Here is a 24220-nt window from a genome sequence, read left to right on the forward strand (position 1 = left end):
AACCGTTTCGGTTCTCTATTTTTAATTAATTTAATTACCTTTGGTTTTCTTAAAAACACATACAAAATGGCTACAATAACTTTACAAGGAAATACTATAGAAACCATTGGTAATTTACCTCAAAATGGAACAAAAGCTTCTGATTTTTCATTAGCTGCAACTGACTTATCAGTAAAAAGTTTAAACGATTTTTCTGGTCAACGATTGATTTTAAACATCTTTCCAAGTGTAGACACAGGTACTTGCGCTACATCAGTAAGAGAATTCAATAAAAAAGCTGCTGACTTAGAAAACACCAAAGTTTTATGTATTTCGAGAGATTTACCTTTTGCTCAAGGTCGTTTTTGTGGTGCAGAAGGAATTGAAAACGCCGTAATGTTATCTGATTTTGCTACAGGTAAGTTTGGTAAAGATTACGGTTTAGAAATCACCACAGGACCTTTAACAGGTTTACACTCTCGTTGTATTGTTATCGTTGATGAAAATGGTGAAGTTATATACACTGAACAAGTAAGTGAAACAGTAAACGAACCTAATTACGAAGCAGCTTTAAAAGCCTTGTCTTAGTATATGAAAAACCCAAGTGATGGTTTTATAAAAGGGCGCCTTCGAGGTATTAAATTTGCGCTAAAAGGTATGTGGTTATTAATAACTACTGAAGATAGCATAAAAGCACAACTTAGTTTTGCGCTTATTGCTACTTTTTTAGGCTTTTATTTTAATATTTCTTCAGTAGAATGGATGATTCAATTCTTAGTAATAGGATTGGTATTAGTAGCTGAAGCTTTAAATACTGTTATTGAAGAAGTAGCCGACTTTATACATCCTGATTATCATAAAAAAATTGGTTTTATAAAAGATATTGCTGCAGGTGCACCTGCATTCGCAGCAATAATATCTTTAATTATCGCAGCAATAATTTACCTTCCTAAAATAATAGCTATATTGTAGCGTTCAATTTATTTCTAACAAAAATACATGGCAAAAAAGAAAACAACTGTTCAAAAGAAACAACCTAAAACTTCTATTTTTAAAAAGATTTCTTCTTTTTTTTCTAACAAACAAAACCAAACTATACTTGGTTTTTTCTTGTTATTGTTTTCTGTGTTTTTAACGGTGGCTTTTATTTCTTTTTTCTTTTCTTGGCAAGAAGATCATAGCACATTATCTCAATTTTCAAACAAAACCATTCCAACCAAAAACTTATTAGGAAAAATTGGAGCAAAACTGAGTGACTTTTTTGTTTATAGAGGCTTTGGTTTAGGTGCTTTTCTTATTCCAATCACTTTATTTTTAACAGGAGCACGAATTTTATTACAAACTAACTTAAAACGCATTGTTACTTCTTGGAACTGGGGTATTTTAATAATGTTATGGATTTCTACTTCTTTAGGTTATGTTGAAAAGAAAAATGCTTTATTATCGGGAGTTGTTGGTTTTGAATTGAACGAATATTTACAAACCTTTTTAGGAAAAACAGGATTGGCTATTTTGTTATTATTCTTTTTAATAGCCTATTTAATCATCCGTTTTAGCATTACACCTGAAGCTATTAGCGAAAAGGTAAAAGCTCAAAAAGAAAAAAACAATTCTATTCTAGAAGATACAGATGAAGCAATACAAGAAAGTAAAGATTTCATAACTGATGAAAGCACTACTTCAGAAATAGAAGACACAAAAACTGACAAGTCTAATTTTGAATTGTCTGTTGAAAATTTACAACCAACAATTTCTAACTATTCGAGAGTAGACAATCCTTCTGAAAAAGAAGAAATTACTTTAGAAGTTGAAAAAACAAAAGATACTACTTTAACTATTTCTGAAGATTCTAAAAACGAAGTTGAAGTTGCCATAGAAAAGATTGCTGAAGAAAAAAGTGTTTCAGAAAACTTATCAGACCAACTAGTAAAAGACTTTGGTGAATTTGACCCAACATTAGAATTAGGAAATTTCAAATTCCCGAGTTTTAACTTATTAAAAGAATACAACGAAAGCATTTCGGTTGACCCAACTGAATTAGAAGCTAACAAAAATCAAATTGTAGAAACTTTAAAAAACTACAAAATTGGTATTGCTCAAATCAAAGCTACGGTTGGACCAACAATTACCTTATACGAAATTGTTCCTGAAGCAGGGGTTCGTATTTCTAAAATTAAAAATTTAGAAGATGATATTGCCTTATCGCTTTCAGCTCTAGGAATTCGTATCATCGCTCCCATTCCAGGAAAAGGAACCATCGGTATTGAAGTTCCAAACAAAAAAGCTACGATTGTTTCAATGCATTCTGTAATTGCTTCAAAGAAATTTCAAGAATCACCAATGCAACTTCCTATTGCTTTAGGAAAAACAATATCAAACGAAACTTTTATTGTCGATTTAGCTAAAATGCCTCACTTATTAATGGCTGGAGCAACCGGACAAGGTAAATCGGTAGGATTAAACGCTATTTTAACTTCGCTTTTATATAAAAAACATCCTGCGGAAGTAAAATTTGTATTGGTCGACCCTAAAAAAGTAGAATTAACATTATTCAATAAAATTGAACGTCATTATTTAGCAAAACTACCTGACGAATCTGATGCTATTATTACCGATACTACCAAGGTAGTAAACACATTAAACTCGTTATGTATTGAAATGGATAACCGTTACGACTTGCTAAAAGAAGCCATGGTTCGTAACATTAAAGAGTACAATGTTAAATTCAAGGCTCGTAAGTTAAATCCTGAAAACGGACACCGATTTTTACCATATATCGTATTAGTAATTGATGAATTTGCCGATTTAATTATGACGGCTGGTAAAGAAGTGGAAACTCCAATTGCCAGATTAGCACAGTTAGCACGTGCTATTGGTATTCATTTAATTGTGGCAACTCAACGTCCGTCAGTTAATGTTATTACGGGTATTATTAAAGCAAACTTCCCTTCGAGAATTGCTTTTAGAGTGACTTCAAAAATTGATTCTAGAACCATTTTAGATGCTCCAGGAGCCGATCAACTAATTGGTCGTGGAGATTTATTATATTCTGGAGGAAACGACATTACACGTATTCAGTGTGCGTTTGTTGATACACCTGAAGTAGAAAAAATTACCGATTTTATTGGTTCTCAAAGAGCGTATCCTGAAGCGTATTTATTACCAGAATACGTTGGTGAAGAAGGTGGCACAAATCTTGATATTGACATTGAAGACAGAGATAAACTGTTTAAAGAAGCTGCCGAAGTTATTGTAACTGCGCAACAAGGTTCGGCATCGTTATTGCAACGTAAATTAAAGTTAGGATACAACAGAGCTGGTAGATTGATTGATCAGTTAGAAGCAGCAGGAATTGTTGGTCCTTTTGAAGGTAGCAAAGCTAGACAAGTTTTAGTTACCGATTTAATAGCTTTAGAACAGTTATTAGAAAACGAAAAGAATTAATAATTATAAACTATTCCGAAAGCGGAAAATAGAAAGACGATGAAAAAAATAGGATTATTATTTATTGGATTATTCATTAGCATTAGTGTTGTAGGACAATCAAAATCTTCAGACGCAAAAAAATTATTAGATGAAGTATCTTCAAAAATGGGTGCTTATAAAAATATGGTAATCGGTTTTAACTCTTCTTTAGTTAATAAAGCAGCGGGTATTACCAACGACCCTCCGATTAGAGGAGAAATCACTTTATCAGGAGAAAAATATAATTTAGACTACTTGGGTAACACTTTTATTTTTGATGGAAAGAAACTAGTGGTTATCAATCAAGACGAGAAAGAAGTTAGCATTACAAATGGTAATATTGAAGAAGAAGACGGATTTATCTATCCTTCAAAATTATTAACTTTTTACAAAGAAGGTTACAATTATACAATGGGAGATTTAAAGAACAGCAACGGACGTAAAGTTCAATACATCAACTTAACACCTATTGATAGTAATTCTGACATTGTTAAAGTTCAATTAGGTATTGATGCTAAAACAAAACACATCTATAAACTTACTCAAATAGGTTCTAACGGTGCAGAAACAACGTTTACCATTACTAAGTTTAAGAGCGACCAACCTATTTCAGAAAAAACTTTTTCATTCGATAAAGCTAAGTACACTAAACTTGGTTACTATATCGACTAAAAGCTCACAAAAGTTTTGTTAGTGATTCACTTATAAAATCATTAACAAAACTTTTGTGTTTATATGCCACTAACCTACTACCTTTGCATCTGTGAAAACATTAGACAGATATATATTAAAAAGCTTCTTAATTCCTTTTTTAGCAACCTTCTTTATCATCTTATTTGTACTGGTAATGCAAGCGTTATGGCTAGTTTTTGATAATCTTGCAGGGAAAGGTATTAGTGTAGAAATTGTCTTAAAATTCTTGTGGTATACAACCCTTATTGTAGCTCCACAAGCCTTACCCATTGGTGTACTTTTATCTTCTATTATGACTTTAGGTAGTTTGTCTGAAAACTACGAATTTGCTGCAGCAAAATCAGCAGGAGTTTCACTTCAACGAATGGTAAGACCTATTGTTTTCTTAGCAATCTTTTTAAGTGGTATTAACTTTTTATTTTTAAATTATGTATACCCTTATGCGATGCTAAAACAGCTAAACATGAAGGTTAACATTAAAAAGAAACAACCAGCTATTGCTTTAGTTGCGGGTGGATTTAACACTGAAATACCTAATTTTCAAATAAAATTTAAAGAAAAATACGGTGAAAATGACAACCTTTTAAAAGAAGTAATGATATACGATTTGTCTTCAAAAAAAGGAAACAATGTAATTATCACTGCTAAAGAAGGTGAAATCTTGTCTGAAGAAGGGAGTAGATATATGACCTTAGTGTTAAAAAACGGACATTATTTTGAGCATCATTTTAAAAATGGCTCTACCTTTAAAGAGCGTCAAAAAATGCCTGCTTCTTATGTGGATTTTGAAGAATATACTATTAATATTGACATTTCATCTCTTGATAGTGGAGATTTAACAGAAGAAAAATACAAGACTCAATATAACATGTTAAGCTTAGCGCAGCTTAGAGACACTTTACCTACGATGAAACAAAACTATGATGCATTTATTTCAAGTAGAGCTAAAAACCTTTTTTTAAGTATTGATATTGAAGACCTACACCAATACCCAGATTCGTTAATTAACAAAAAACTATCACCTAACATACTAGATAATTTCGATTTAAGCGAAAAAAGAAATATAGTTTCTACTGCTATTTCAAAATTAGAACGTACCATAAACAACAACGTACAAAATAAAAACTCTTTGAAAGACAAGCGTAAAATTTTAAATTTATACGATATTGAGTTTTACAATCGTGTAGCATTTTCTCTTTCTTGTTTATTGCTTTTCTTTATTGGAGCTCCATTAGGATCAATCATTAGAAAAGGCGGTATGGGATTACCTATGATTCTTGCAATTGGTATATACGTGTTATATTTTTTCTCCAATACTTTTGGGCGAAATTTAGCCGAAGAAAGTTCTCTTACTGCTATTACAGGATCATGGTTAAGTGTTTTTATAATGCTACCTTTGGCTATTACATTAACCGTAAGAGCAACACAAGACAAAGGTCTTTTCGATATTAATAGCTTTTTTGCACCTGTAAAAAACTCTATAAAAAACTTATTCTCTAAAAAGAGAAAACAACATAACAATGACAACACAAACACCAACTAACATTCAATTAAATACAATTGAAGAAGCCATAGAAGACATTAAAAACGGTAAAGTAATTATCGTTGTTGATGATGAAGACCGTGAAAATGAAGGTGATTTTGTAGCAGCTGCTGAAAAAATCACTCCAGATATGGTCAATTTTATGGCAACTCATGGTCGCGGATTAATTTGTACACCACTTACCGAAACTCGCTGTAAAGAATTAGAATTAGGAATGATGGTTAGCAATAATACCGACCCCATGGAAACTGCCTTTACCATTTCGGTAGATTTACGTGGTAACGGAGTAACTACTGGTATTTCTGCTTCCGACAGAGCAAAAACTATCGAAGCGCTTATCAACCCTAATACCAAACCTTTTGATTTAGCAAGACCAGGACATATTTTTCCTTTAAAAGCAAAAAACGGAGGTGTTTTACGTAGAACAGGACATACCGAAGCTGCTATCGACTTTGCTCGTTTAGCTGGATTAGAACCAGCTGGGGTAATCGTTGAAATTATGAACGAAGACGGTACTATGGCTCGTTTACCTCAACTTATGAAAGTCGCTAAAAAGTTCGATTTAAAAATCGTTTCTATTGAAGATTTAGTTGCTTACAGAATGGAGCACGATTCTTTAATTGAAAAGAAAGAAGATTTTAATATTCAAACTCGTTTTGGAGATTTCCGCTTACGTGCCTATCAACAAACCACAAACAACCAAGTTCATATTGCTTTAACTAAAGGAACTTGGACAAAAAACGAACCTATTTTAACTCGTGTAAATTCTACTTTAGTAAACAACGATATTTTAGGTACGTTGACCAATAATGCTGATCAAAAACTAGATCAGATGTTTAAGGTGATTAATGATGAAGGTAGAGGTGCTATTTTGTTTATCAACCAACAAATGCAATCTTTAAACTTATTGAATAGATTGCGTGCGTTAAAAGAAAACCAAGCAAAAGGAGAAATGAAAGCACCGAATGTAGTGATGGACAATAAAGATTTTGGTATCGGAGCTCAAATTTTACACGATTTACACATTCATAAATTACGTTTGGTTTCTAACACCAAACAAACCAAGCGTGTTGGTATGATTGGCTACGGATTAGAAATTGTTGATTACGTTAACTACTAATCAAAACACTATAAAAACAAAAAGTCCTGAGTTTAATAACTCAGGGTTTTTTGTTTGATACAATTTAAACTTCTATTCGCCTTTTTATTTTTCTATATTTGGATAAAATTGTTATTAACTCACCTCTTTATTGAAAGAAAAAATTAACAGCAATTTTTGATTATAAGTTAAGTTGGTATCAATAAAGAAAAAGATTTTATGAAATCTCACAAAGAAAAGATTGATGAATTAATTACACTTGAAAGAGAAAATAATTTGCTAAATCATATTTCAACAAGTCTATTCAATAGAGGAGAAACAATTGCTGATAAAAAATTAAATGAATACATTATTTGGATACGAAATAATTGGGTTGGAACTTTTTACCCAATATTTAAAATAAACTTTAATGAAAAAAATGAAATAAAGAGCATCAAAACTGAATTAAGCTTAAACGGAAAATTGTGGACTATAATATTATGTGGATTGATTATTTCTTTTTTTTTATTTGCTTTGATTATCCCAATGATTCAAGATTTTAAATATCTTGATTATACCGCTCTAATAGTTTTAGGAATATTTGGGTTATTAACTTTTGGTTTTTATACAATATTTAGAAAAATATATTTAAACGAGACAAGATACTTGTTAAATGATTTGAAAATAGCTCTAGGAATAGAAACTAAAGAGAATTTTGAAAAAATTGAACATAAAAAAAATGAATGGAGTGTAAAAATGATTTTGTTTAGATTATTTTCATATCCTTTTTCAATTTTTATCATTTTTATGTCAATTTATGCTATTAATAATGGTGTTTATTTAAAAAGTATATTTGGGGGTGTAATAGGAATCGTATATTTATATTCAGATATTAGTATCATTCTAAAAAAAAGAAACAAATAAAACCTACATTACTCACCCTACTCCACAGGAATACAAAGATCTACGATACTTTTCCCTTCAGGGTGTTCATTTGGGTTGTTATGATATATTTCAAACGGATCTTTATCTGCTTTTTTATATCCATGTTCACTCATCCATACAAAGCTTGATTCCCAAGCTTGTTGAAATTCATGAAATCCTAACTCAAACCTAGAAACAATACATTTGGTTGCAGGTAAGGTTTTTAAATTTACTTCGTCCTCACTATTTACTTCAGAACTCAACGTCATACAAGCACTCATTCTAAGGTTATTCGGGTCTGTAATTTTAGGACTATCATGATAAATAGTAATCATTTTTAAATCTGGCTGATTCATCAATCCTTTAGGTATTGCCCAACGCATTAATCTGTTATAAACATCACCAATTACATCCATTCTCCCTTGGTGACTTATATAAGCAACCTTTATTTCAGGAACTATTTTTACCTCAGTTTTTGCGTTCATTTTAATCCAATTTAAAGCATTTTGTATGTTACAAATATATTCTTCAAATCGAACTTCAACTTGACCATTCTTGCTTTCTTCTTTACAAATCTTGCTAAATTTACTGGGAGTTTCTTTTCTAAATTCAGCAGGACTTAACCCGTAAAACTTTTTAAAAGCTCTAGAAAATGACGATAAATTCGTAAAACCTATAGCTTCAGCAATTTCTGTAACAGATTTTTCTTTTTTATGAATTAAAAACGAAGCTGCTTTTTCAATTCTTTTTCGGGTAATAAAATCGTTTACCGTTTCTTTTGTTACAATTTTAAAAAGCCTGTGAAAGTGAAAGCTAGAAAAATAGGCTTCTTTGGCGATTTCTTCTAAAACAAGTTTATCGCTCAAATTCTCTTCAATAAAAGAAATTGCTTTGCTTATTCTTACAATCGTTTTATTTGGTAGTTTTTCGTTTAAACTCATTCCTCTTTTTGTTGAAGATAGTAAAAAATTAATCCGCCTATAAAATACAAACCGACATCAATAAAATCAACAGTGTATCTTACATGAAATTTGGGTAATAAATATTCAAAAAGTACACTATACAACGCGCAAAAATATAGTACTGCACCCAAAGGAATTGTATAACTTTTGTTAGCCCTACTCCACCTTAAAACATACAAACATGGTATGAGCACTATAGGAACAATTAAAAAATCATTTACATAATTGTTAATCAACTTAGGAAGTTGAACTCCTAACTTTTGCATCGCATAAATACTACTTCCAATAACTACAGAAGCTATAAAATAATATGGAAGTATTTTTTTATTCATACAACTATCCTGCAGCTACCATGGCTACAAACCAAGCTACTAAAGCACCTATTGCGCTAATTAATAAATATGCTGAATATAAAATCCACCCAAAAATCCTAAACAACCAAAATTTGTGCTTTTTTAATCGCTCAGCTAAATTTGGATTTTCAATTTTGTGTTGCGCCTTTTTAATTTCTTCTTGTTTAAAAGCTGCTACTTTTTGTTCTTGCTTTTTTTCAAAAGAAATTAAGGTATTACAGTTTTTGCAATAATCTCTATTGGTATTAAAAACTCCGCAATTTGGGCATTTAATATTCTTAGTAATTGCCATCTTCTTGTGCTTTAAAACTGTACTTGTTTTTATTTTTATACGGACGAATAATCAACCTTGTTTCTCTATCAAAACGGATGTAATTATATACCCAATTCATAAAAACAATTACTTTATTTCTAAATCCGATAAGCGAAAATAGATGAACAAACATCCATACAAACCAAGCAAAAACACCTTGAAATTTCCATTTAGGTAAATCTACCACTGCTTTGTTTCTACCAATGGTTGCCATAGAACCTTTATCATTATACTTAAATGGTTTTTGCTTTTTACCTTTTAACTTGGCTAAAATGTTTTTCCCAACTAAACTACCTTGTTGAATGGCAGGTTGTGCCATCATAGGATGCCCTCTTTCATAGTCTTTCGTTTGCATACAAGCTACATCACCAATTGCATACACATTATCGTAGCCTATTACCTTACTGTACTCGTCTACTTTAAATCTATCAGCTCTTTCTACCAAACATTCTTGCTGCAATCCGCTAACTGTTTCTCCCTTCACACCAGCTGCCCAAATAACAGTTTGTGCTTTAAAATGATCTTCACCATCTGTTTTTACTGTTTCTCCATCATAATCTAACACTCGTAAGTTTTTCCATACATCAACACCTAGTTTTATTAAAAAATCTTCGGACTTTTTTGAAGCTGAATTACTCATTCCTTTTAATAATTCCCCCGAACTTTGAATCAGGTTAATTTTCATTAAACGGATGTCTAAATCGGGGTAATCTTTAGGAAGGATTCCTTTTTTCATTTCTGCTAACGCACCTGCAAGCTCTACTCCTGTTGGTCCTCCACCTACAATAACAAAGTTCATTAAAGCTCTTCGTTTTTCTAAATCGGTGACTAACAGTGCTTCTTCAAAATTTTCTAAAACCAAACTACGAATATTCAATGCTTGCGGAACGGATTTCATTTCCATCGCATATTTTTGAATGTTTGTGTTTCCGAAGAAATTGGTAGTTGAACCCGTAGCAATAATTAGCTCATCGTATTCTAAATTACCAATCGTAGTTTCAACTATATTTTTATCTGTATTAATATTGGTAACCTTCGCTAAACGGAAATAAAAATTTTCAACATCGTTAAATCTTTTTCTTAACGGAAAGGCAATACTATCGGGTTCTAAACCTCCTGTAGCAACTTGATATAATAAGGGTTGAAACGTGTGGTAATTATGTTTATCTATTAAAACAACCTGTAATTCTTGATTTTCTAATGCTCTTGCAGCTGCTAATCCTGCAAATCCTCCTCCTATAATAATAACTCTAGGAAAACTCGTTTGAGGTATGTTCATGTAGTGTAACTTTTTTGAATTACAAATTTAATTAAAACAGAAATGGGAAACTTGAAATTTATTTTTTAGTTTTACGTTACTCCTTAACAAATTGTTACTTTAACGAAAAACACATTTATTATGTTTAATTTTTTAAAAAAGAAAAAAGTAAAGAATTTGGTGATTGAGTGCGACACCGATATGGTTTCTATAAATAAAAAGTCGCTTACTTTTCCTACAGATTATGACACGCTCATTACTATTTTAGGAAAACCTAGTAGAGAAATTACCCGAAGTAATAACTATATGATTTGGGATGCACACGGTGTTTTTTGTGGATATACTGATGGTGATAATATCTTATCGATTAATATTTATCAAAACAAAAAAGACAAGAGTGAGTACAACACCAAAAAGCAATTTAATGGTAAATTGTTTTTAAACAATGAAGAAATAACCAACAATGAGTTTGGTAAAATTCCGCTAGGTAAAATTGCTATTCACAGATTAGGTAGTGAAAATGAAATTCGTTTTGGTTTTAGTCTTGGAGTAAATAGAGATTATAAAGACTCATAACTCTAATTTTAGTTGTTGTAAACTTTTGGTAGAACTTATCAACTTATCTATTAATTGTTTTCTTAAAACAGTGATATCTTCTTCATAATAATTCGCCCATTTATGCTCTTTAAATAAGGTTTGAATTTGTTTTAATCGTTGATGTGCAAACTCAGAAGTCATTAAAAATTTAGAAGACTCATTATTTTTTTGAATTCTTTTGATTTTTGCTTTCCCTTCAACATAATCAACCTCTAAATAGAATACTTTATCGGTACTATTTAACGGATAAAAATTTGACCAACTCGCATATCCTACATAATATTGCTGATTTTTATAGTTTTCAATCCCATCAATTTTCCATCGGCAATTGGCAACTCGTCCCCAATGGTTTGAATAGCGAAAAACTCCCTCTTCAGTATAATAATAGTAACTACCTGATTTACTTTGAAAATGCGCTTTCATATCTTCAAAAAAGTTGATATTATGCATTTCAAACTCACAATAGGTACTTCTGTAAAAATTGAATTTATTATATTGTTTCATTTATAATCTATTTTTATTTTTTTTATTTAACATCATTTCATCATAAGACTCTTGTATACTTGCAGGAAATTTAATTTATCATAATATGAAAAAAATTGATAATGGAACAATCGCCCTCTTTTCAATATTGGGAATTATAATTGTTGTACTCTATTTTATAGTTAAAGGCAGAAATGATTTATTGGAACGTGATTTTACAATCACCCAAGCTAAAATTATAAAATTAAAAATGAATGCAGACAAAGGCTTTATTAGTAAACAAAATCTTGCTACTTGTGTTTATACTTTTGATAATACACATTATGAAAAAGTTATTGACATTTATTTTCTTGAAGTTAAAATTGGAGATTGTTACAATATAAAAGTTTCTAACAAAAACCCAAACGTAGTTAAAGTAAATCTAGATCAAAGAGTAAAATGTAATGAATAGAAAGTCTACATTATTATTGTTGCTATTTTTAAGTAGCATTTTGTTTTCACAAGAAAGGGAAAGCACTTAACAAGATATCAGTTATTAAGTGATAACCTCTTTTAAACTCAGGTAATTGAATTTCTTTTTGGTAAAATTTCATAGTGCAAAAATACGCAACAACAAATAGTATTAGAAATATTAATACCAAAAACCGAATAGACGAATCTATTCGGTTTTTTAAAATTATGTTTGATTTTAACTTATTTAATCACTCTAACAGCTTTATTAAACGGATCTGCAGCATATAACGTATTTGTAGTTTTGTCATACTCCATACCATATACATCATTGAATCTTGCTGTTTTTGAATCCCCATCAGCAAATAAACCTATATTATTATTATTCTCATCATAACCTGTTACTGTAGTTACCTCTTTTGTGTCAAGATTTAAAGCTCTAATACATCTTACCCCTTCTCCACTTCCATTAGCTATATATAAGTAAGTTTCATTTGGACTTAACGCTAAACCTCCAATTGCCTGAAAACGTGCTGCTGTACCAACTCCATCAACAAAACCAGATGAATCGTTTCCTGCAATTGTTGTTGCTTTACCTGTACTTAACTCAATTTTTAAAACCATTGTACGATTCGCCATATAAAGATATTTATCTTTTGAGTCTACTACCATATACCCTGGATTAAAAGTGCTTGTTAAGTTATTAAAACCAATCGATTTTACTTCTTTTGTAGCTAAATCTATTCTACGCACCCTCTTTATATGAGCGCTCCCTATCTGAATAATATTTTCGGTAAGATATAATGCTGTTCCTGCATTATTAATAATAAGACTAAATGGGTTACTTGTAAAACTCGCTTGCGTACCAATACCATCAACACTATTACCTCCACCAGCTATTGTAGTTACCTCATTCGTTTCCATATTAATAGCTCTTACATAATACCAAGTAGAAACATATAAGGTTTTATAATCTTTACTAAAAACTAAACTTTTAGGGAAGGTGAACCCTGCAGTAGTTGTTGTTCCATCAGCATGTCCTGAACTTCCGCTCCCTGCAAAATTAGTTACAAGGTTGCTTCCGTTTGATGTTCTTATTTTTTTTATTCTTTTATCGTTACCATCAGCTACATATAAGTCTCCATTTTGATCAATAGCAATATCAGTAACTCTAGAAAAGACATCTATTACTGTTGGTGTATTTTTATTACTTACTGGTTTATTTGAAGGTTGATTACCAATACTTGTTACATTTCCTTTTAAAATTTCGTCTTTGATAGGTTCTTTAATAGCATCATCTTTACTACAAGAAACTAATTGAATAGCTGCAAAAGCTATAAGTAAACATTTTTTCATATTTGATATAATTTTATTTACCGTCAAATATGAGCCTTCTTTAGAAACTTATTTACCATAAGTTTCCTAGTGATATTTTTAACTTTCCGAATGAATTATTTGAAAATTATGAATAAAAAAGGGCTTCAAAGCTTTCTTTGTAACTTTTACTAACTGGTATTGTAAAATTGGTATGTATAGTTATCTTTTTTTCTTTTTTTGAATAGATTTCTACTTTGTTAGCGTTTGCTATCCAAGATCTATGTACTCTTATAAAATCTCCTTCTGTAGAAAATAATTCTTCATAATAACTTAATTTTTTAGCGACTATAAATTTTTTATTATCAGCAGAGTGAATTATTGAATACATCCTATCTGCTTCAATACAAAGAATATCATTTACATTTATAATTGCATAATCATTTTTATAGGGTATAGCAATTCTCTTTATTTCTTTTTTATTTGATTTTAAAAGTTCTAATTGCTCAGAATTAAAAGTAGCTCCAATAATTTTTGTTGCTTTTATTACCGCTTGTTTTAATCGATTTATCTCAATTGGTTTTAATAAATAATCTATTGCTGCTACTTCAAAAGCTTGAATTGCATATTTATCGTAAGCTGTTATAAAAATGATTTGAAAATCAATAGTCGAAAATTCATCTAATAATTGAAATCCGTTTCTTTTTGGCATTTCAATATCTAAAAAAACTAAATTTGGTTGGTGCTTGTTTATTTCAATAATGGCTTCATCTACATTAGTTGCTTCTGAAACAACTTCAACTTCTTTACAAAATGCTTCGAGTAAAAAACGTAAGTTTTCACGTGCATTTAATTCATCATCTACTATCAGTGCTTTTACTTTATTCATTATATCTCAATAAACGATTACATTGCTTTTTAATAGTTTTGAAATCTAAGTTTTACACTTGTTCTTTTTTACAATAAGCTTCCAAACTAATATAAATAACTTCCTAAAGTTTAGTGTAGGGTATTTTAATAATTACTTTAGTACCTACTTCAACCTTTTCATAAGTTACCCCAATATCTGTTTTATAATAATCTTTTAAAAATTTCATTCGGTCTTGAATTGCACTGGTTGAAAAAGATTTTCTACTTTTATTTTTAGATTCCTTTATTTTTTGCGCTTTTTCAACTCCCACACCATTATCTTCGACTGTACATCTAAGCACATCAGTTTTTTCAAAACTTAGTTTTAATTTTCTCTCTCCTACTTCTTTATTCAATAAACCGTGTTTAACAGCATTTTCTACATAAGGCTGTATTATCATTGTCGGGATTTTAATATCTGAAATGTCATTTACAATTACCACTTCATACTCGAAACGATCTCTAAATCTTAGCTTTTCTAAATCGAGATATTTAATTAACATTTTTAATTCTTCATCAAATGTTACAAAACTTTTCTTACTCATATTTAAATTTTCTCTAATTAATAATGAGAATTTTGTTAAATAGTCATAAGCTTCAAACTTATCTCCTTTTAAAATTAAATTTTGAATAGAATTTAACGCATTGAATGTAAAATGAGGATTCATTTGCGACTGTAAACTTTCTAATTTTGAAGCAACCAACTGTTTTTGCATTCTTTCTTTTTCAACAGCTTCTCTTTGCTTTATCTTTAACTTTTTTATTCTATTTGAAAAATAAACCCATAAAAAAGAAAAGAGTGATACTATCGCCAACATTATAAACCACCATTCTTTATAAAAGGGAGGTTTTACAGTTAATTCAATAGTTTTTACAGTCGTTTCTTTTTTACCGTTATGTTGAACACCTTTAAGTTTAAATACATATTTTCCAGCTGCCAAATTATTAAAAGTAACTTGATTAACTCCTTTACTAACAATACTCCATTTTTCTTTTTTATTAGCCTCTTCTAATTTATAATAGTAGGTGATATTATCTTCAGACAAATACCCGTTTGTATGAAAGTTAAACTGTATCTTCTTGTTTTGAGGATTTAAACTATAACTCTTGTTTTCTTGAACTTCTTTATCATCAACTAAAATTGATGTAAAGTAAAAATCAAAAATATTACTACTTTTAAATGCTTTGTTTTTATCTATTTTAAAAAGACCTTTATTTGAGCTAAAAAAAACATTGTCTTCCAACGGTACAATTTCAGAAATATTAAAAGAACTAAGTCCGTCTTTTCTACTAAGGTTTTTAAATTTTTGAGTATTTACGTTCAACGCCTGAAGCCCTTTATCGGTAGCTATCCATAAAGATTCACCATCTCCTTTAATTTTATTTATTTGATTAGATAGTAGTCCGTTTTTTGTAGTATAATTTGTAATTGCTACTCCGTCTTTTATACCAACTACACCATCTTTAAAAGTAGCTACCCATATAATTCCGTTATTTGTTTCGTCAATATCAATAGCGAAAATGGGTTTATTTTTGAATAAAATTTTTGATTCTTCTCTCTTCTTATTATACTTCATTAACCCATCAACATACCCTACATACATATTTTCTTTATCGAAATGGGTAGTATATGATCTGGCTCTTCTTAAACTATGTTTCTCTTTAGTTTTAAGATTAATAATTGATGCTGAACTATGTGCTGCATAAAGTATATTGTCATCATTTAAAACCGATAAATCCTTAGCATTATTACAAAATTCTTCTTTATGTATTCTTTTAGTTTGTTTGTTGTAGACTAATGATTGTCTTCCTAAACTTAAATACACTCTATCCTTATAATTACATATTGAATATACTTTGTCTTTATAATTCGTTTTAAAGAAATTTATTTTTTTTGAACTAGTATTAACGATACCAACATCTCCTTTTGTAGAGCCCAGAATTAATGAATCTTTACCAATACTTTTCATAGCACTTATATTCATTTTATCTTCATCTATCTCATAATTCTCTATATGCAAATTTGGTATGATGTATACTCCATTTCTAAGGGTAGAAATCCAATAATTATTATTTCTATCTTTTAAAAAACCACTAATTACCTTATTCTTAAAATAGACATTTTTATATAATAAGGTTGTTCCGTTTAATCCGTAAACGTAAATTCCGTTATGAGTACATATCCACAAATCATCTTCATTTTCATAAAAGCGCACTATATCAGTTTCTAATAATTCTTTGGGTAACTGAACTTCCTTTAGTTTACCTCCTATTTCATACAACAGTACCGGTTTTTTCTTTTTATTATCAGTATCGAACGAATAAACCAATAACTTTTCGTTGAATGAGCTTATCATTTTTCTGTTAAACCTATATTTCTTGTACTTCTTTAAATCATATTTTAAGATACCTACTGTATCTTTTTTAGAGGCTTTTATTATATCATCATGTAAATTAAATAGTGTGTCATTCTTCACTAATAATGGGTAACCAAGTTCTCTTTTTTCAAATAACTTTTCTCTATCATTTGTTTTTAAGTCAAAGCTATACACCCCCGTTTCTGCAGATACTACAAGGTTTTCTTTATAAAACAAGAAAGAAGCTAACTGCCCTTTAACTTCTTTTTTTAAATCTTTAAATAATCGTAACGAATCATTTTCTACATAAAAAAATTGCCCTGATATATTATTACACCAAAGTCTATTATTAATATCCAATTCTAACCCAAAAACCGATAAACCTCTTTTTTCAGGATGTGAATAATTTTTGAATTCTTTTCCGTCATAACGAATCAATCCTTTATCAGCAGCCAACCATATAAAGCCTTCTTTATCTTCAACGATATCATAAAATTCAATATCTGGAAGACCGTCTTTTTCAGTTAAATGAGTATAAAGAGGATGCTGCGCGTAGGATGTGAATCCGAATGCAAAACAGAAGAAACAAAATATATAAGCTATCTTTTTCATTGAGTTTCAAAGCTACATATTTTTAAAATAAAAATCCCGATACTAAATTAGTATCGGGATTTTTTATCTATTTCATTTTGAAGATTACTTCACTTCCTCAAAGTCAACATCTTCTACATTATCTCCTTCAGAAGAAGCATTTCCTTGCGCTTGTTGCTCAGCTCCTGCTCCGTTTGCACCAGCTTGTTGTTGAGCTGCATACATTTCTTCAGAAGCTACTTTCCAAGCTTCATTTATTTTTTCCATTGCAGCATCTATAGCGTCTAAATCTTTAGACTCGTGAGCTTTCTTTAGTTCTTCTAAAGCAGCTTCGATTGGCTCTTTTTTATCTGCTGATAATTTATCACCAAACTCTTTTAATTGCTTTTCTGTTTGGAAAATCATAGAATCTGCTCCGTTAATTTTCTCTGCAGTTTCTTTTGCTTTTGCATCGGCATCAGCATTTGCTTCAGCATCAGCTTTCATCTTTTCGATTTCTTCATCTGTTAATCCAGAAGAAGCTTCGATACGGATGTTTTGAGTTTTCCCTGTTGCTTTATCAGCTGCAGATACGTTGATAATTCCGTTTGCATCGATATCAAAAGTTACTTCAATTTGAGGAACTCCTCTTGGTGCTGGTGGAATATCTGTTAATTGGAAACGACCAATTGTTTTGTTATCTGCTGCCATCGCTCTTTCACCTTGTAATACGTGAATATCTACCGATGGTTGGTTATCTACCGCTGTAGAGAATACCTGCGATTTTTTAGTTGGAATGGTTGTATTTGCATCGATTAACTTTGTAAATACGTTACCCATTGTTTCAATTCCTAATGATAACGGTGTTACGTCTAATAATAATACGTCTTTTACATCACCTGTTAACACTCCTCCTTGAATTGCTGCTCCTAACGATACAACCTCGTCTGGGTTTACACCTTTACTTGGTGCTTTACCGAAGAACTTCTCTACTGCTTCTTGAATTGCAGGGATACGAGTTGAACCTCCTACTAAGATGATCTCATCGATATCAGAAGTTGATAAATCAGCATTTTTTAACGCCGTTTGACATGGCTCAATCGTTCTTTTTACTAAATCATCGATTAATTGCTCAAACTTCGCTCTACTTAATGTTCTTACCAAGTGTTTTGGTCCACTAGCTGTAGCAGTGATATATGGTAAGTTAATTTCAGTAGAAGTTGTACTTGATAATTCAATCTTCGCTTTTTCAGCAGCTTCTTTTAAACGTTGTAATGCCATAGGATCTTTACGTAAATCCATATTTTCTTCAGCATTAAATTCTTCAGCTAACCAATTGATGATTTTCTCATCTACATCATCTCCACCTAAGTGCGTATCTCCATCTGTAGCTAATACTTCAAATACTCCGTCTCCTAATTCTAAGATAGAAACGTCGTGTGTACCTCCACCAAAGTCAAATACAACAATTTTCTTATCATCATTTGCTTTGTCTAATCCGTAAGCTAACGCTGCCGCAGTTGGTTCGTTGATAATACGACGAACTTTTAATCCTGCAATTTCACCAGCTTCTTTAGTCGCTTGACGTTGTGCATCGTTAAAATATGCTGGTACAGTAATTACTGCTTCAGAAACTCCTTGTCCTAAATAATCTTCAGCAGTTTTTTTCATTTTTTGTAACACCATTGCAGAAATTTCTTGCGGTGTATATAAACGATCATCAATTTTTACTCTTGGTGTATCGTTATCTCCTTTAACTACTTCGTAAGGTACTCTTCCTGCTTCTTTTTCAGACTCAGAATATTTATTCCCCATAAAACGCTTAATAGAATAAACAGTTTTTGTTGGGTTTGTTACTGCTTGACGCTTAGCTGGATCACCAACTTTACGCTCTCCTCCTTCAACGAAAGCAACGATAGATGGTGTAGTTCTTTTTCCTTCTGCATTAGGAATTACTACTGGCTCATTTCCTTCCATTACAGAAACACATGAGTTAGTTGTTCCTAAATCTATTCCTATAATTTTACTCATAATCTTAATTTATCTTTTTTAAAATTTTTAAATTCAATTTTACGAGTAGAAATAGTCAAAGTGTATGCCAACAGGTTTTAACCTATATTTTGACAGAAAAAGTAAAGAGTTTGATTGTTTTTTATGACAGAGTGTCACAAATCTAAGGTTTCAAGATAGCAATCATAGACATATTGAATGTTTGCATAGGTGTTTTGTAAAGCTTCTTTAGTTGATTCTTCATTTTTAAAAGCAACATCAGTAATTCCTTCTTCTAATTGCGGAGTTAATTTACCTTTATAACTCGAGTTCATCAAATACCAATGTGTTTCTTTTAAACGATATTCATTATCAAATATAAAAAGGTGGTATGTTTGCGTAAGTTTTCTTTCTATACTTAAATTCTCAATTCCACATTCTTCTTCTACTTCTCTTACAGCAGTTTCTTCAATTAGTTCATCTTTTTCTATTCTTCCTTTAGGCAAATCCCATTTATTACCTCTATAAATAAATAAGACTTCTTTCTTATCGTTTAAAACCAATCCCCCACCTGCTACAATTACTTTGAATTTTTGCCTAAACTCTTCCCAATTTTCAGAAAGATTCGTAGAATACAAGTAAACACCTGATATTTTACCTACTTTTAACTTGTAGATAAGTTCTTCAATAGTTGTATTTTTGTAGATATAAACAGGAAAATCCTCTTCATTTTTAATTGAAGTTGTTAAGATTATTGGTTTATCATTAACAAAAACTTTATACATTTGCGACATGGATTTTAACAAAGATACAGCAAAAAAAACTGCCGAACTTCTTTTGCAAGTTAAAGCAATAAAATTAAGCCCTCAAGAACCATTTACTTGGGCTTCTGGCTGGAAATCACCAATTTATTGTGATAATAGAATTACATTATCATATCCTCCTGTTAGAAACTTCCTTAAACAAGAAATTGCTAAACTGGTTGAAGAAAAACATGGTAAACCAGATGTTATTGCTGGGGTAGCTACTGGTGCTATTGCTATTGGCATACTAGTTGCTCAAGAATTAGGGGTTCCTTTCGTATATGTTCGACCTGAACCTAAAAAACACGGTAGACAAAATCAAATTGAAGGTCATATAGAAAGTGGTCAAAATGTTGTCGTAATAGAAGATTTAATCAGTACAGGAAAAAGTAGTTTAAACGCTGTTAAAGCTTTAAAAGAAGTACATGTTAATGTTAAAGGTATGGTAGCTATTTTTTCTTATGGATTTGACATTGCTACCGAAAATTTTAAAAACGAACATGTAGAGCTTACTACTTTAAGTAATTACGAATACTTATTAGAGCAAGCTTTAGATAGTAAATATATTACTAGTGAAGAACTTCGAACTTTAGAAGATTGGAGAATAGAACCTAGTAAATGGAAACAAAACGAAAATTAAAATATTAAAATGAATATAGAAGGAAATACAGTTACTGTACAAAAATCATCTAAAGACTTATTTGAGTTTTTAACTAAACTAGAAAACTTCGAGCAATTAATGCCAGAAAACACTCAAAAATTTGAAGTAGATGGCGATAGCTTTATTTTTGGATTGAAAGGAATGCCAGAAATTAGGTTAGTAATGAAAGAAAAAACAGAATACACTAATGTAACTTTAGGTGCAGCAAGTAGTAAGTTACCTTTTACCTTAGCTGCTGATATTACTGAGGTTTCAGAAAATGAAAGTAACGTAACTTTAAAGTTTAATGGTGAGTTTAACGCAATGATGGCAATGATGGTAAAAGCACCTTTAACAAAGTTTATTGGTACTTTAACTGAGAATTTAGCAAAATTATAAATTCGCAAACGAAACTTCTTTCAAACCAAATTCTTGAATCGTTTCGTTTTCTAATTCTATTTGGAGATTTCCATTTTTTGAAACTCCAATAATTTTACCCATAAATAAAATGTTCTGATTGTTTTTAAACATAGTCGGAACATTTTTTTTATACAACACTTTTAAATACACCTCTTCTAATAGATGATATTCTTTTCTTTTTAAAACCACTAAATTTAATTGTAACTTAATAAGAACACTCTCTAACAAAACATCTAAATCAACCTCTTTCTTAAGTATTCTTTTAATTGAAGAAGCATTTGGTAAATTTTCAAGAAAAATATCTTGATTTACATTAATACCTATTCCAATTACAGAAGAGTTTATTTTACTCCCTTTCAAAGAGTTTTCTATTAAAATACCTGCTAACTTCTTATTCCCTGACAGAATGTCGTTAGGCCATTTAACAGACAAATTAGGTAGTTTTAATTCTTGTAAAGCTTTAAAAACACTAATCGAAACGCAATAATTTAAGTATTTATGATTAGAAATATCTAAATCAAAAATTTCACAAAACACACTAAAAGTCAAGTTTTTACCACTTTCAACCACCCACTCAGAATCCATTTGTCCTCTCCCTTCTGTTTGCGTGTTAGCAACCGCCACAGTAAAATCTTCTACTGGCATTTTTGACAGCATATCTTTCAAAAAAGTATTGGTAGAGTCGATGGCATTAAGTTTGATTATTTTCATGTAAATTTAGTGAGTAAAACAAGTATCAATATTACATAAATTACTCACAAAAAAATAATAACTTTGCTAAAACTTAATATTTTTTAATGACTAAAAAACAAGCAAGCACAGACGACCTATTAGCTGTGATTATTAAAGGGATTGATGATGTAAAAGGTGAGAACATCCAACTACTAGATTTAAGAGAAATAGAAAATACTGTTTGTGATTATTTTGTAGTTTGCTCTGCTAATTCTAACACACAAGTTAACGCCATTTCTGGTTCGGTACAAAAAATAGTGAGTAAAGAACTTAAAGATAAACCTTGGCATATTGAAGGGGTAGGTAATGCCGAATGGGTTTTAATGGATTATGTTAACGTTGTTGTACACATTTTTCAAAAACAAGTACGTGAGTTTTATGACATCGAAAGTTTATGGGGCGATGCTAAAATCACAGAAATTAATCCAGCATAATTGCTAAATTTTACACACTAATTTATGAGTGATAACAAAAAAAATACGCCAAAATTTACGTTTAATTCATTTTGGATATACATACCAATACTAGTTATTTTACTAGGATTAAGCTTTTTTAATTCTGGTAATTTAGGGGCGCGTAATATCTCTAAAAATGAGTTTACAAAAATTTTACAAGCTAACGATATTCAAAAAATTGTTGTAGAAAACAACAATGTTGCTCAGGTATTTATAAAACCTGAAGCTGAGAAAAAGGAAGAGCACAAAAAAATAACCGATAATCCTTTTTATAGAAAAGGAACTCCTCTTTACACTTATAATTTCGGAGATTTACAAAATTTCGAAAACGAAATTAGTAAAGAAAAAAGCGAAAAAAACCTTGATTTTGATAAGATAAACGTTGAAAGAACAAGCATGTTTGACACTATCATCAGCTTTCTTCCGTTCATTTTATTAATTGCTATTTGGCTTTTCTTTATGAGAAGGATGTCAGGAGCAAGTGGTGGCGGAGGCGCTGGTGGACAAATTTTTAACATCGGTAAATCGAAAGCAAAACTTTTTGATGAAAACACTAAAGTTAAAACCACTTTTAAGAATGTTGCTGGTTTAGAAGGGGCTAAAGAAGAAGTTCAAGAAATTGTAGACTTCTTAAAAAGCCCAGAAAAGTACACCAAATTAGGAGGTAAAATTCCTAAAGGAGCTTTATTAGTAGGTCCTCCAGGTACAGGTAAAACTTTATTAGCAAAAGCTGTTGCTGGTGAAGCTGGCGTGCCGTTCTTCTCACTATCTGGTTCAGATTTTGTTGAAATGTTTGTAGGTGTGGGTGCATCACGTGTTCGTGACTTATTTAAACAAGCACAGCAAAAATCACCTTCTATCATTTTTATTGATGAAATTGATGCTATTGGACGCGCTCGTGGAAAAAACAGTATGACTGGTGGAAACGATGAGCGTGAAAATACCTTAAACCAATTACTAACGGAAATGGATGGTTTTGGTACCGATACTAATGTTATTGTATTAGCTGCTACTAACCGTGCTGATGTATTGGACAAAGCTTTAATGCGTGCAGGTCGTTTTGATCGTCAAATTTATGTTGACTTACCAGATTTACACGAACGTAGAGAAATTTTTGACGTACATATTAAACCTTTAAAATTAGCTGACAATGCTAATTTAGAATTCTTAGCACAACAAACTCCAGGTTTCTCGGGTGCTGATATAGCAAATCTTTGTAACGAAGCTGCTTTAATCGCTGCAAGAAAAGGTAAAGATGCTATTGAACATCAAGATTTCTTAGACGCTGTTGATAGAATTGTTGGAGGTTTAGAAAAGAAAAACAAGGTAATCACACCAAAAGAAAAGAAAGTAATCGCTTTTCATGAAGCGGGACACGCAACGGTTAGCTGGATGTTAGAACACGCTGCTCCATTAGTAAAAGTAACTATTGTTCCTCGTGGGCAATCGTTAGGAGCTGCTTGGTATCTTCCAGAAGAAAGAAAAATTGTTCAAACAGAGCAAATGTTAGATGAAATGTGTGCTACCATGGGTGGTAGAGCTGCTGAAAAATTAATTTTTGATAAGATTTCTACAGGAGCATTAAGTGATCTTGAAAAAGTTACCAAACAAGCTCGTGCTATGGTTACGGTTTACGGATTAAACGATAAAGTTGGTAATATTACTTATTACGATTCTTCTGGAAATGATGCTTTTGTAAAGCCATATAGTGATGCTACTGCTCAGAAAATTGATGAAGAAATTTCTGAAATCATAGAAAATCAATACAAAAGAGCGATTGATATTTTAGATAGTAATAGAGATAAATTAACTGAGTTAGCTGAATTATTACTTGAAAAAGAAGTTATCTTTAAAGACGATTTAGTAAAAATTTTCGGAGAAAGACCATTTGGAAAAGAAGAAGAAACTAAAACAATAACAGAAGAATAGTTTT

Annotated in this window: 24 protein-coding genes; 13 read left to right on the forward strand and 11 right to left on the reverse strand. The window is 30.8% G+C overall.

The window, feature by feature from the left end:
• Positions 1-66: 66 nt before the first annotated feature.
• The 7 genes from tpx to ACKTST_RS08445 all read left to right on the forward strand — a co-directional run bounded on the left by tpx (position 67) and on the right by ACKTST_RS08445 (position 7682).
• Positions 67-567 carry a thiol peroxidase gene (gene tpx, locus ACKTST_RS08415; RefSeq protein WP_408047317.1) on the forward strand — a complete coding sequence of 167 codons (501 nt, stop codon included), beginning with the start codon at positions 67-69 and terminating at the stop codon, positions 565-567.
• Between the two features lie 3 nt (positions 568-570).
• The gene (locus tag ACKTST_RS08420) at positions 571-951 is read left to right on the forward strand and encodes a diacylglycerol kinase family protein (RefSeq protein ID WP_408047318.1); all 381 of its coding nucleotides are present in this window, start codon (positions 571-573) and stop codon (positions 949-951) included.
• A 27-nt stretch (positions 952-978) separates the two neighbouring features.
• Positions 979-3423: an FtsK/SpoIIIE family DNA translocase gene (locus ACKTST_RS08425; protein ID WP_408047319.1), complete on the forward strand. Its 2445-nt coding sequence runs from the start codon at positions 979-981 to the stop codon at positions 3421-3423.
• Positions 3424-3462: 39 nt separating this feature from the next.
• Positions 3463-4116, forward strand: a complete 654-nt coding sequence (locus ACKTST_RS08430; RefSeq protein WP_408047320.1) for a LolA family protein — start codon at positions 3463-3465, stop codon at positions 4114-4116.
• A 91-nt stretch (positions 4117-4207) separates the two neighbouring features.
• Positions 4208-5680, forward strand: a complete 1473-nt coding sequence (locus ACKTST_RS08435; RefSeq protein ID WP_408047321.1) for an LptF/LptG family permease — start codon at positions 4208-4210, stop codon at positions 5678-5680.
• Positions 5658-6800 (forward strand): 3,4-dihydroxy-2-butanone-4-phosphate synthase, encoded by a 1143-nt coding sequence (ribB, locus tag ACKTST_RS08440; RefSeq protein ID WP_408047322.1) that lies wholly within the window; start codon positions 5658-5660, stop codon positions 6798-6800. Before ACKTST_RS08435 ends, ribB begins: the two co-directional genes overlap by 23 nt.
• Before the next feature lie 198 nt (positions 6801-6998).
• The gene (locus ACKTST_RS08445; RefSeq protein WP_408047323.1) at positions 6999-7682 is read left to right on the forward strand and encodes a hypothetical protein; all 684 of its coding nucleotides are present in this window, start codon (positions 6999-7001) and stop codon (positions 7680-7682) included.
• Positions 7683-7699: 17 nt separating this feature from the next.
• On the opposite strand, the gene ACKTST_RS08450 is transcribed toward ACKTST_RS08445, so the two are convergent.
• From ACKTST_RS08450 to ACKTST_RS08465, 4 genes are read right to left on the reverse strand one after another with little or no spacing between them, the layout of a single operon-like run.
• Positions 7700-8623, reverse strand: coding sequence for an AraC family transcriptional regulator (locus ACKTST_RS08450; RefSeq protein ID WP_408047324.1), 924 nt, complete (start codon positions 8621-8623; stop codon positions 7700-7702).
• Complete coding sequence (locus ACKTST_RS08455; protein WP_408047325.1) at positions 8620-8976, reverse strand: hypothetical protein; 357 nt, start codon at positions 8974-8976, stop codon at positions 8620-8622. Before ACKTST_RS08455 ends, ACKTST_RS08450 begins: the two co-directional genes overlap by 4 nt.
• A 4-nt stretch (positions 8977-8980) precedes the next feature.
• Positions 8981-9289, reverse strand: a complete 309-nt coding sequence (locus ACKTST_RS08460; RefSeq protein ID WP_408047326.1) for a hypothetical protein — start codon at positions 9287-9289, stop codon at positions 8981-8983.
• Positions 9276-10589 (reverse strand): NAD(P)/FAD-dependent oxidoreductase, encoded by a 1314-nt coding sequence (locus ACKTST_RS08465; protein WP_408047327.1) that lies wholly within the window; start codon positions 10587-10589, stop codon positions 9276-9278. Before ACKTST_RS08465 ends, ACKTST_RS08460 begins: the two co-directional genes overlap by 14 nt.
• Positions 10590-10709: 120 nt before the next feature.
• Between ACKTST_RS08465 and ACKTST_RS08470 the strand changes: the two genes are divergently transcribed.
• Complete coding sequence (locus tag ACKTST_RS08470) at positions 10710-11144, forward strand: DUF7738 domain-containing protein (protein ID WP_408047328.1); 435 nt, start codon at positions 10710-10712, stop codon at positions 11142-11144.
• Here ACKTST_RS08470 and ACKTST_RS08475 read toward each other — a convergent pair.
• The gene (locus ACKTST_RS08475) at positions 11139-11669 is read right to left on the reverse strand and encodes a hypothetical protein (RefSeq protein ID WP_408047329.1); all 531 of its coding nucleotides are present in this window, start codon (positions 11667-11669) and stop codon (positions 11139-11141) included. The two genes, ACKTST_RS08470 and ACKTST_RS08475, sit on opposite strands and share 6 nt — an antisense overlap.
• Before the next feature lie 85 nt (positions 11670-11754).
• Here ACKTST_RS08475 and ACKTST_RS08480 point away from each other — a divergent pair, with 85 nt between their 5' ends.
• Positions 11755-12099, forward strand: a complete 345-nt coding sequence (locus tag ACKTST_RS08480) for a hypothetical protein (protein WP_408047330.1) — start codon at positions 11755-11757, stop codon at positions 12097-12099.
• A gap of 242 nt (positions 12100-12341) precedes the next feature.
• Here the strand turns inward: ACKTST_RS08480 and ACKTST_RS08485 are convergent, their stop codons facing one another.
• The 5 genes from ACKTST_RS08485 to ACKTST_RS08505 all read right to left on the reverse strand — a co-directional run bounded on the left by ACKTST_RS08485 (position 12342) and on the right by ACKTST_RS08505 (position 20022).
• Positions 12342-13454 (reverse strand): NHL repeat-containing protein, encoded by a 1113-nt coding sequence (locus ACKTST_RS08485; protein ID WP_408047331.1) that lies wholly within the window; start codon positions 13452-13454, stop codon positions 12342-12344.
• Between the two features lie 106 nt (positions 13455-13560).
• Positions 13561-14301, reverse strand: coding sequence for a LytR/AlgR family response regulator transcription factor (locus tag ACKTST_RS08490; protein ID WP_408047332.1), 741 nt, complete (start codon positions 14299-14301; stop codon positions 13561-13563).
• A 103-nt stretch (positions 14302-14404) separates the two neighbouring features.
• Positions 14405-17290 (reverse strand): sensor histidine kinase, encoded by a 2886-nt coding sequence (locus ACKTST_RS08495; RefSeq protein ID WP_408047333.1) that lies wholly within the window; start codon positions 17288-17290, stop codon positions 14405-14407.
• A gap of 84 nt (positions 17291-17374) precedes the next feature.
• Positions 17375-19279, reverse strand: a complete 1905-nt coding sequence (gene dnaK, locus ACKTST_RS08500; protein ID WP_408047334.1) for a molecular chaperone DnaK — start codon at positions 19277-19279, stop codon at positions 17375-17377.
• Positions 19280-19413: 134 nt separating this feature from the next.
• Entirely contained in the window at positions 19414-20022 is a 609-nt protein-coding gene (locus ACKTST_RS08505) for an NUDIX hydrolase (protein ID WP_408047335.1), read from the reverse strand.
• 7 nt (positions 20023-20029) lie between these two features.
• Here ACKTST_RS08505 and pyrE point away from each other — a divergent pair, with 7 nt between their 5' ends.
• Both pyrE and ACKTST_RS08515 read left to right on the forward strand, forming a co-directional pair.
• Positions 20030-20680, forward strand: a complete 651-nt coding sequence (pyrE, locus tag ACKTST_RS08510; RefSeq protein WP_408047336.1) for an orotate phosphoribosyltransferase — start codon at positions 20030-20032, stop codon at positions 20678-20680.
• A gap of 9 nt (positions 20681-20689) precedes the next feature.
• Entirely contained in the window at positions 20690-21079 is a 390-nt protein-coding gene (locus tag ACKTST_RS08515) for an SRPBCC family protein (protein ID WP_408047337.1), read from the forward strand.
• Here the strand turns inward: ACKTST_RS08515 and ACKTST_RS08520 are convergent.
• Positions 21074-21811, reverse strand: a complete 738-nt coding sequence (locus ACKTST_RS08520; RefSeq protein WP_408047338.1) for a biotin--[acetyl-CoA-carboxylase] ligase — start codon at positions 21809-21811, stop codon at positions 21074-21076. The two genes, ACKTST_RS08515 and ACKTST_RS08520, sit on opposite strands and share 6 nt — an antisense overlap.
• Positions 21812-21897: 86 nt before the next feature.
• Between ACKTST_RS08520 and rsfS the strand changes: the two genes are divergently transcribed.
• Both rsfS and ftsH read left to right on the forward strand, forming a co-directional pair.
• Positions 21898-22266 carry a ribosome silencing factor gene (rsfS, locus tag ACKTST_RS08525; RefSeq protein WP_408047339.1) on the forward strand — a complete coding sequence of 123 codons (369 nt, stop codon included), beginning with the start codon at positions 21898-21900 and terminating at the stop codon, positions 22264-22266.
• A gap of 24 nt (positions 22267-22290) precedes the next feature.
• Positions 22291-24216 carry an ATP-dependent zinc metalloprotease FtsH gene (gene ftsH, locus ACKTST_RS08530; protein ID WP_408047340.1) on the forward strand — a complete coding sequence of 642 codons (1926 nt, stop codon included), beginning with the start codon at positions 22291-22293 and terminating at the stop codon, positions 24214-24216.
• The last annotated feature ends 4 nt before the right edge of the window (positions 24217-24220 follow it).

The organism is Tenacibaculum crassostreae, from assembly GCF_964512405.1.
Taxonomy (GTDB): Bacteria; Bacteroidota; Bacteroidia; order Flavobacteriales; family Flavobacteriaceae; genus Polaribacter; species Polaribacter crassostreae.

Bases quoted from the DNA above. Each gene is read 5' to 3' on its own strand.
- tpx (WP_408047317.1), top strand. From the start codon at position 67: ATGGCTACAATAACTTTACAAGGAAATACTATAGAAACCATTGGTAAT.
- ACKTST_RS08420 (WP_408047318.1), top strand. From the start codon at position 571: ATGAAAAACCCAAGTGATGGTTTTATAAAAGGGCGCCTTCGAGGTATT.
- ACKTST_RS08425 (WP_408047319.1), top strand. From the start codon at position 979: ATGGCAAAAAAGAAAACAACTGTTCAAAAGAAACAACCTAAAACTTCT.
- ACKTST_RS08430 (WP_408047320.1), top strand. From the start codon at position 3,463: ATGAAAAAAATAGGATTATTATTTATTGGATTATTCATTAGCATTAGT.
- ribB (WP_408047322.1), top strand. From the start codon at position 5,658: ATGACAACACAAACACCAACTAACATTCAATTAAATACAATTGAAGAA.
- ACKTST_RS08445 (WP_408047323.1), top strand. From the start codon at position 6,999: ATGAAATCTCACAAAGAAAAGATTGATGAATTAATTACACTTGAAAGA.
- ACKTST_RS08450 (WP_408047324.1), bottom strand. From the start codon at position 8,623: ATGAGTTTAAACGAAAAACTACCAAATAAAACGATTGTAAGAATAAGC.
- ACKTST_RS08455 (WP_408047325.1), bottom strand. From the start codon at position 8,976: ATGAATAAAAAAATACTTCCATATTATTTTATAGCTTCTGTAGTTATT.
- ACKTST_RS08460 (WP_408047326.1), bottom strand. From the start codon at position 9,289: ATGGCAATTACTAAGAATATTAAATGCCCAAATTGCGGAGTTTTTAAT.
- ACKTST_RS08465 (WP_408047327.1), bottom strand. From the start codon at position 10,589: ATGAACATACCTCAAACGAGTTTTCCTAGAGTTATTATTATAGGAGGA.
- ACKTST_RS08470 (WP_408047328.1), top strand. From the start codon at position 10,710: ATGTTTAATTTTTTAAAAAAGAAAAAAGTAAAGAATTTGGTGATTGAG.
- ACKTST_RS08475 (WP_408047329.1), bottom strand. From the start codon at position 11,669: ATGAAACAATATAATAAATTCAATTTTTACAGAAGTACCTATTGTGAG.
- ACKTST_RS08480 (WP_408047330.1), top strand. From the start codon at position 11,755: ATGAAAAAAATTGATAATGGAACAATCGCCCTCTTTTCAATATTGGGA.
- ACKTST_RS08485 (WP_408047331.1), bottom strand. From the start codon at position 13,454: ATGAAAAAATGTTTACTTATAGCTTTTGCAGCTATTCAATTAGTTTCT.
- ACKTST_RS08490 (WP_408047332.1), bottom strand. From the start codon at position 14,301: ATGAATAAAGTAAAAGCACTGATAGTAGATGATGAATTAAATGCACGT.
- ACKTST_RS08495 (WP_408047333.1), bottom strand. From the start codon at position 17,290: ATGAAAAAGATAGCTTATATATTTTGTTTCTTCTGTTTTGCATTCGGA.
- dnaK (WP_408047334.1), bottom strand. From the start codon at position 19,279: ATGAGTAAAATTATAGGAATAGATTTAGGAACAACTAACTCATGTGTT.
- ACKTST_RS08505 (WP_408047335.1), bottom strand. From the start codon at position 20,022: ATGTATAAAGTTTTTGTTAATGATAAACCAATAATCTTAACAACTTCA.
- pyrE (WP_408047336.1), top strand. From the start codon at position 20,030: ATGGATTTTAACAAAGATACAGCAAAAAAAACTGCCGAACTTCTTTTG.
- ACKTST_RS08515 (WP_408047337.1), top strand. From the start codon at position 20,690: ATGAATATAGAAGGAAATACAGTTACTGTACAAAAATCATCTAAAGAC.
- ACKTST_RS08520 (WP_408047338.1), bottom strand. From the start codon at position 21,811: ATGAAAATAATCAAACTTAATGCCATCGACTCTACCAATACTTTTTTG.
- rsfS (WP_408047339.1), top strand. From the start codon at position 21,898: ATGACTAAAAAACAAGCAAGCACAGACGACCTATTAGCTGTGATTATT.
- ftsH (WP_408047340.1), top strand. From the start codon at position 22,291: ATGAGTGATAACAAAAAAAATACGCCAAAATTTACGTTTAATTCATTT.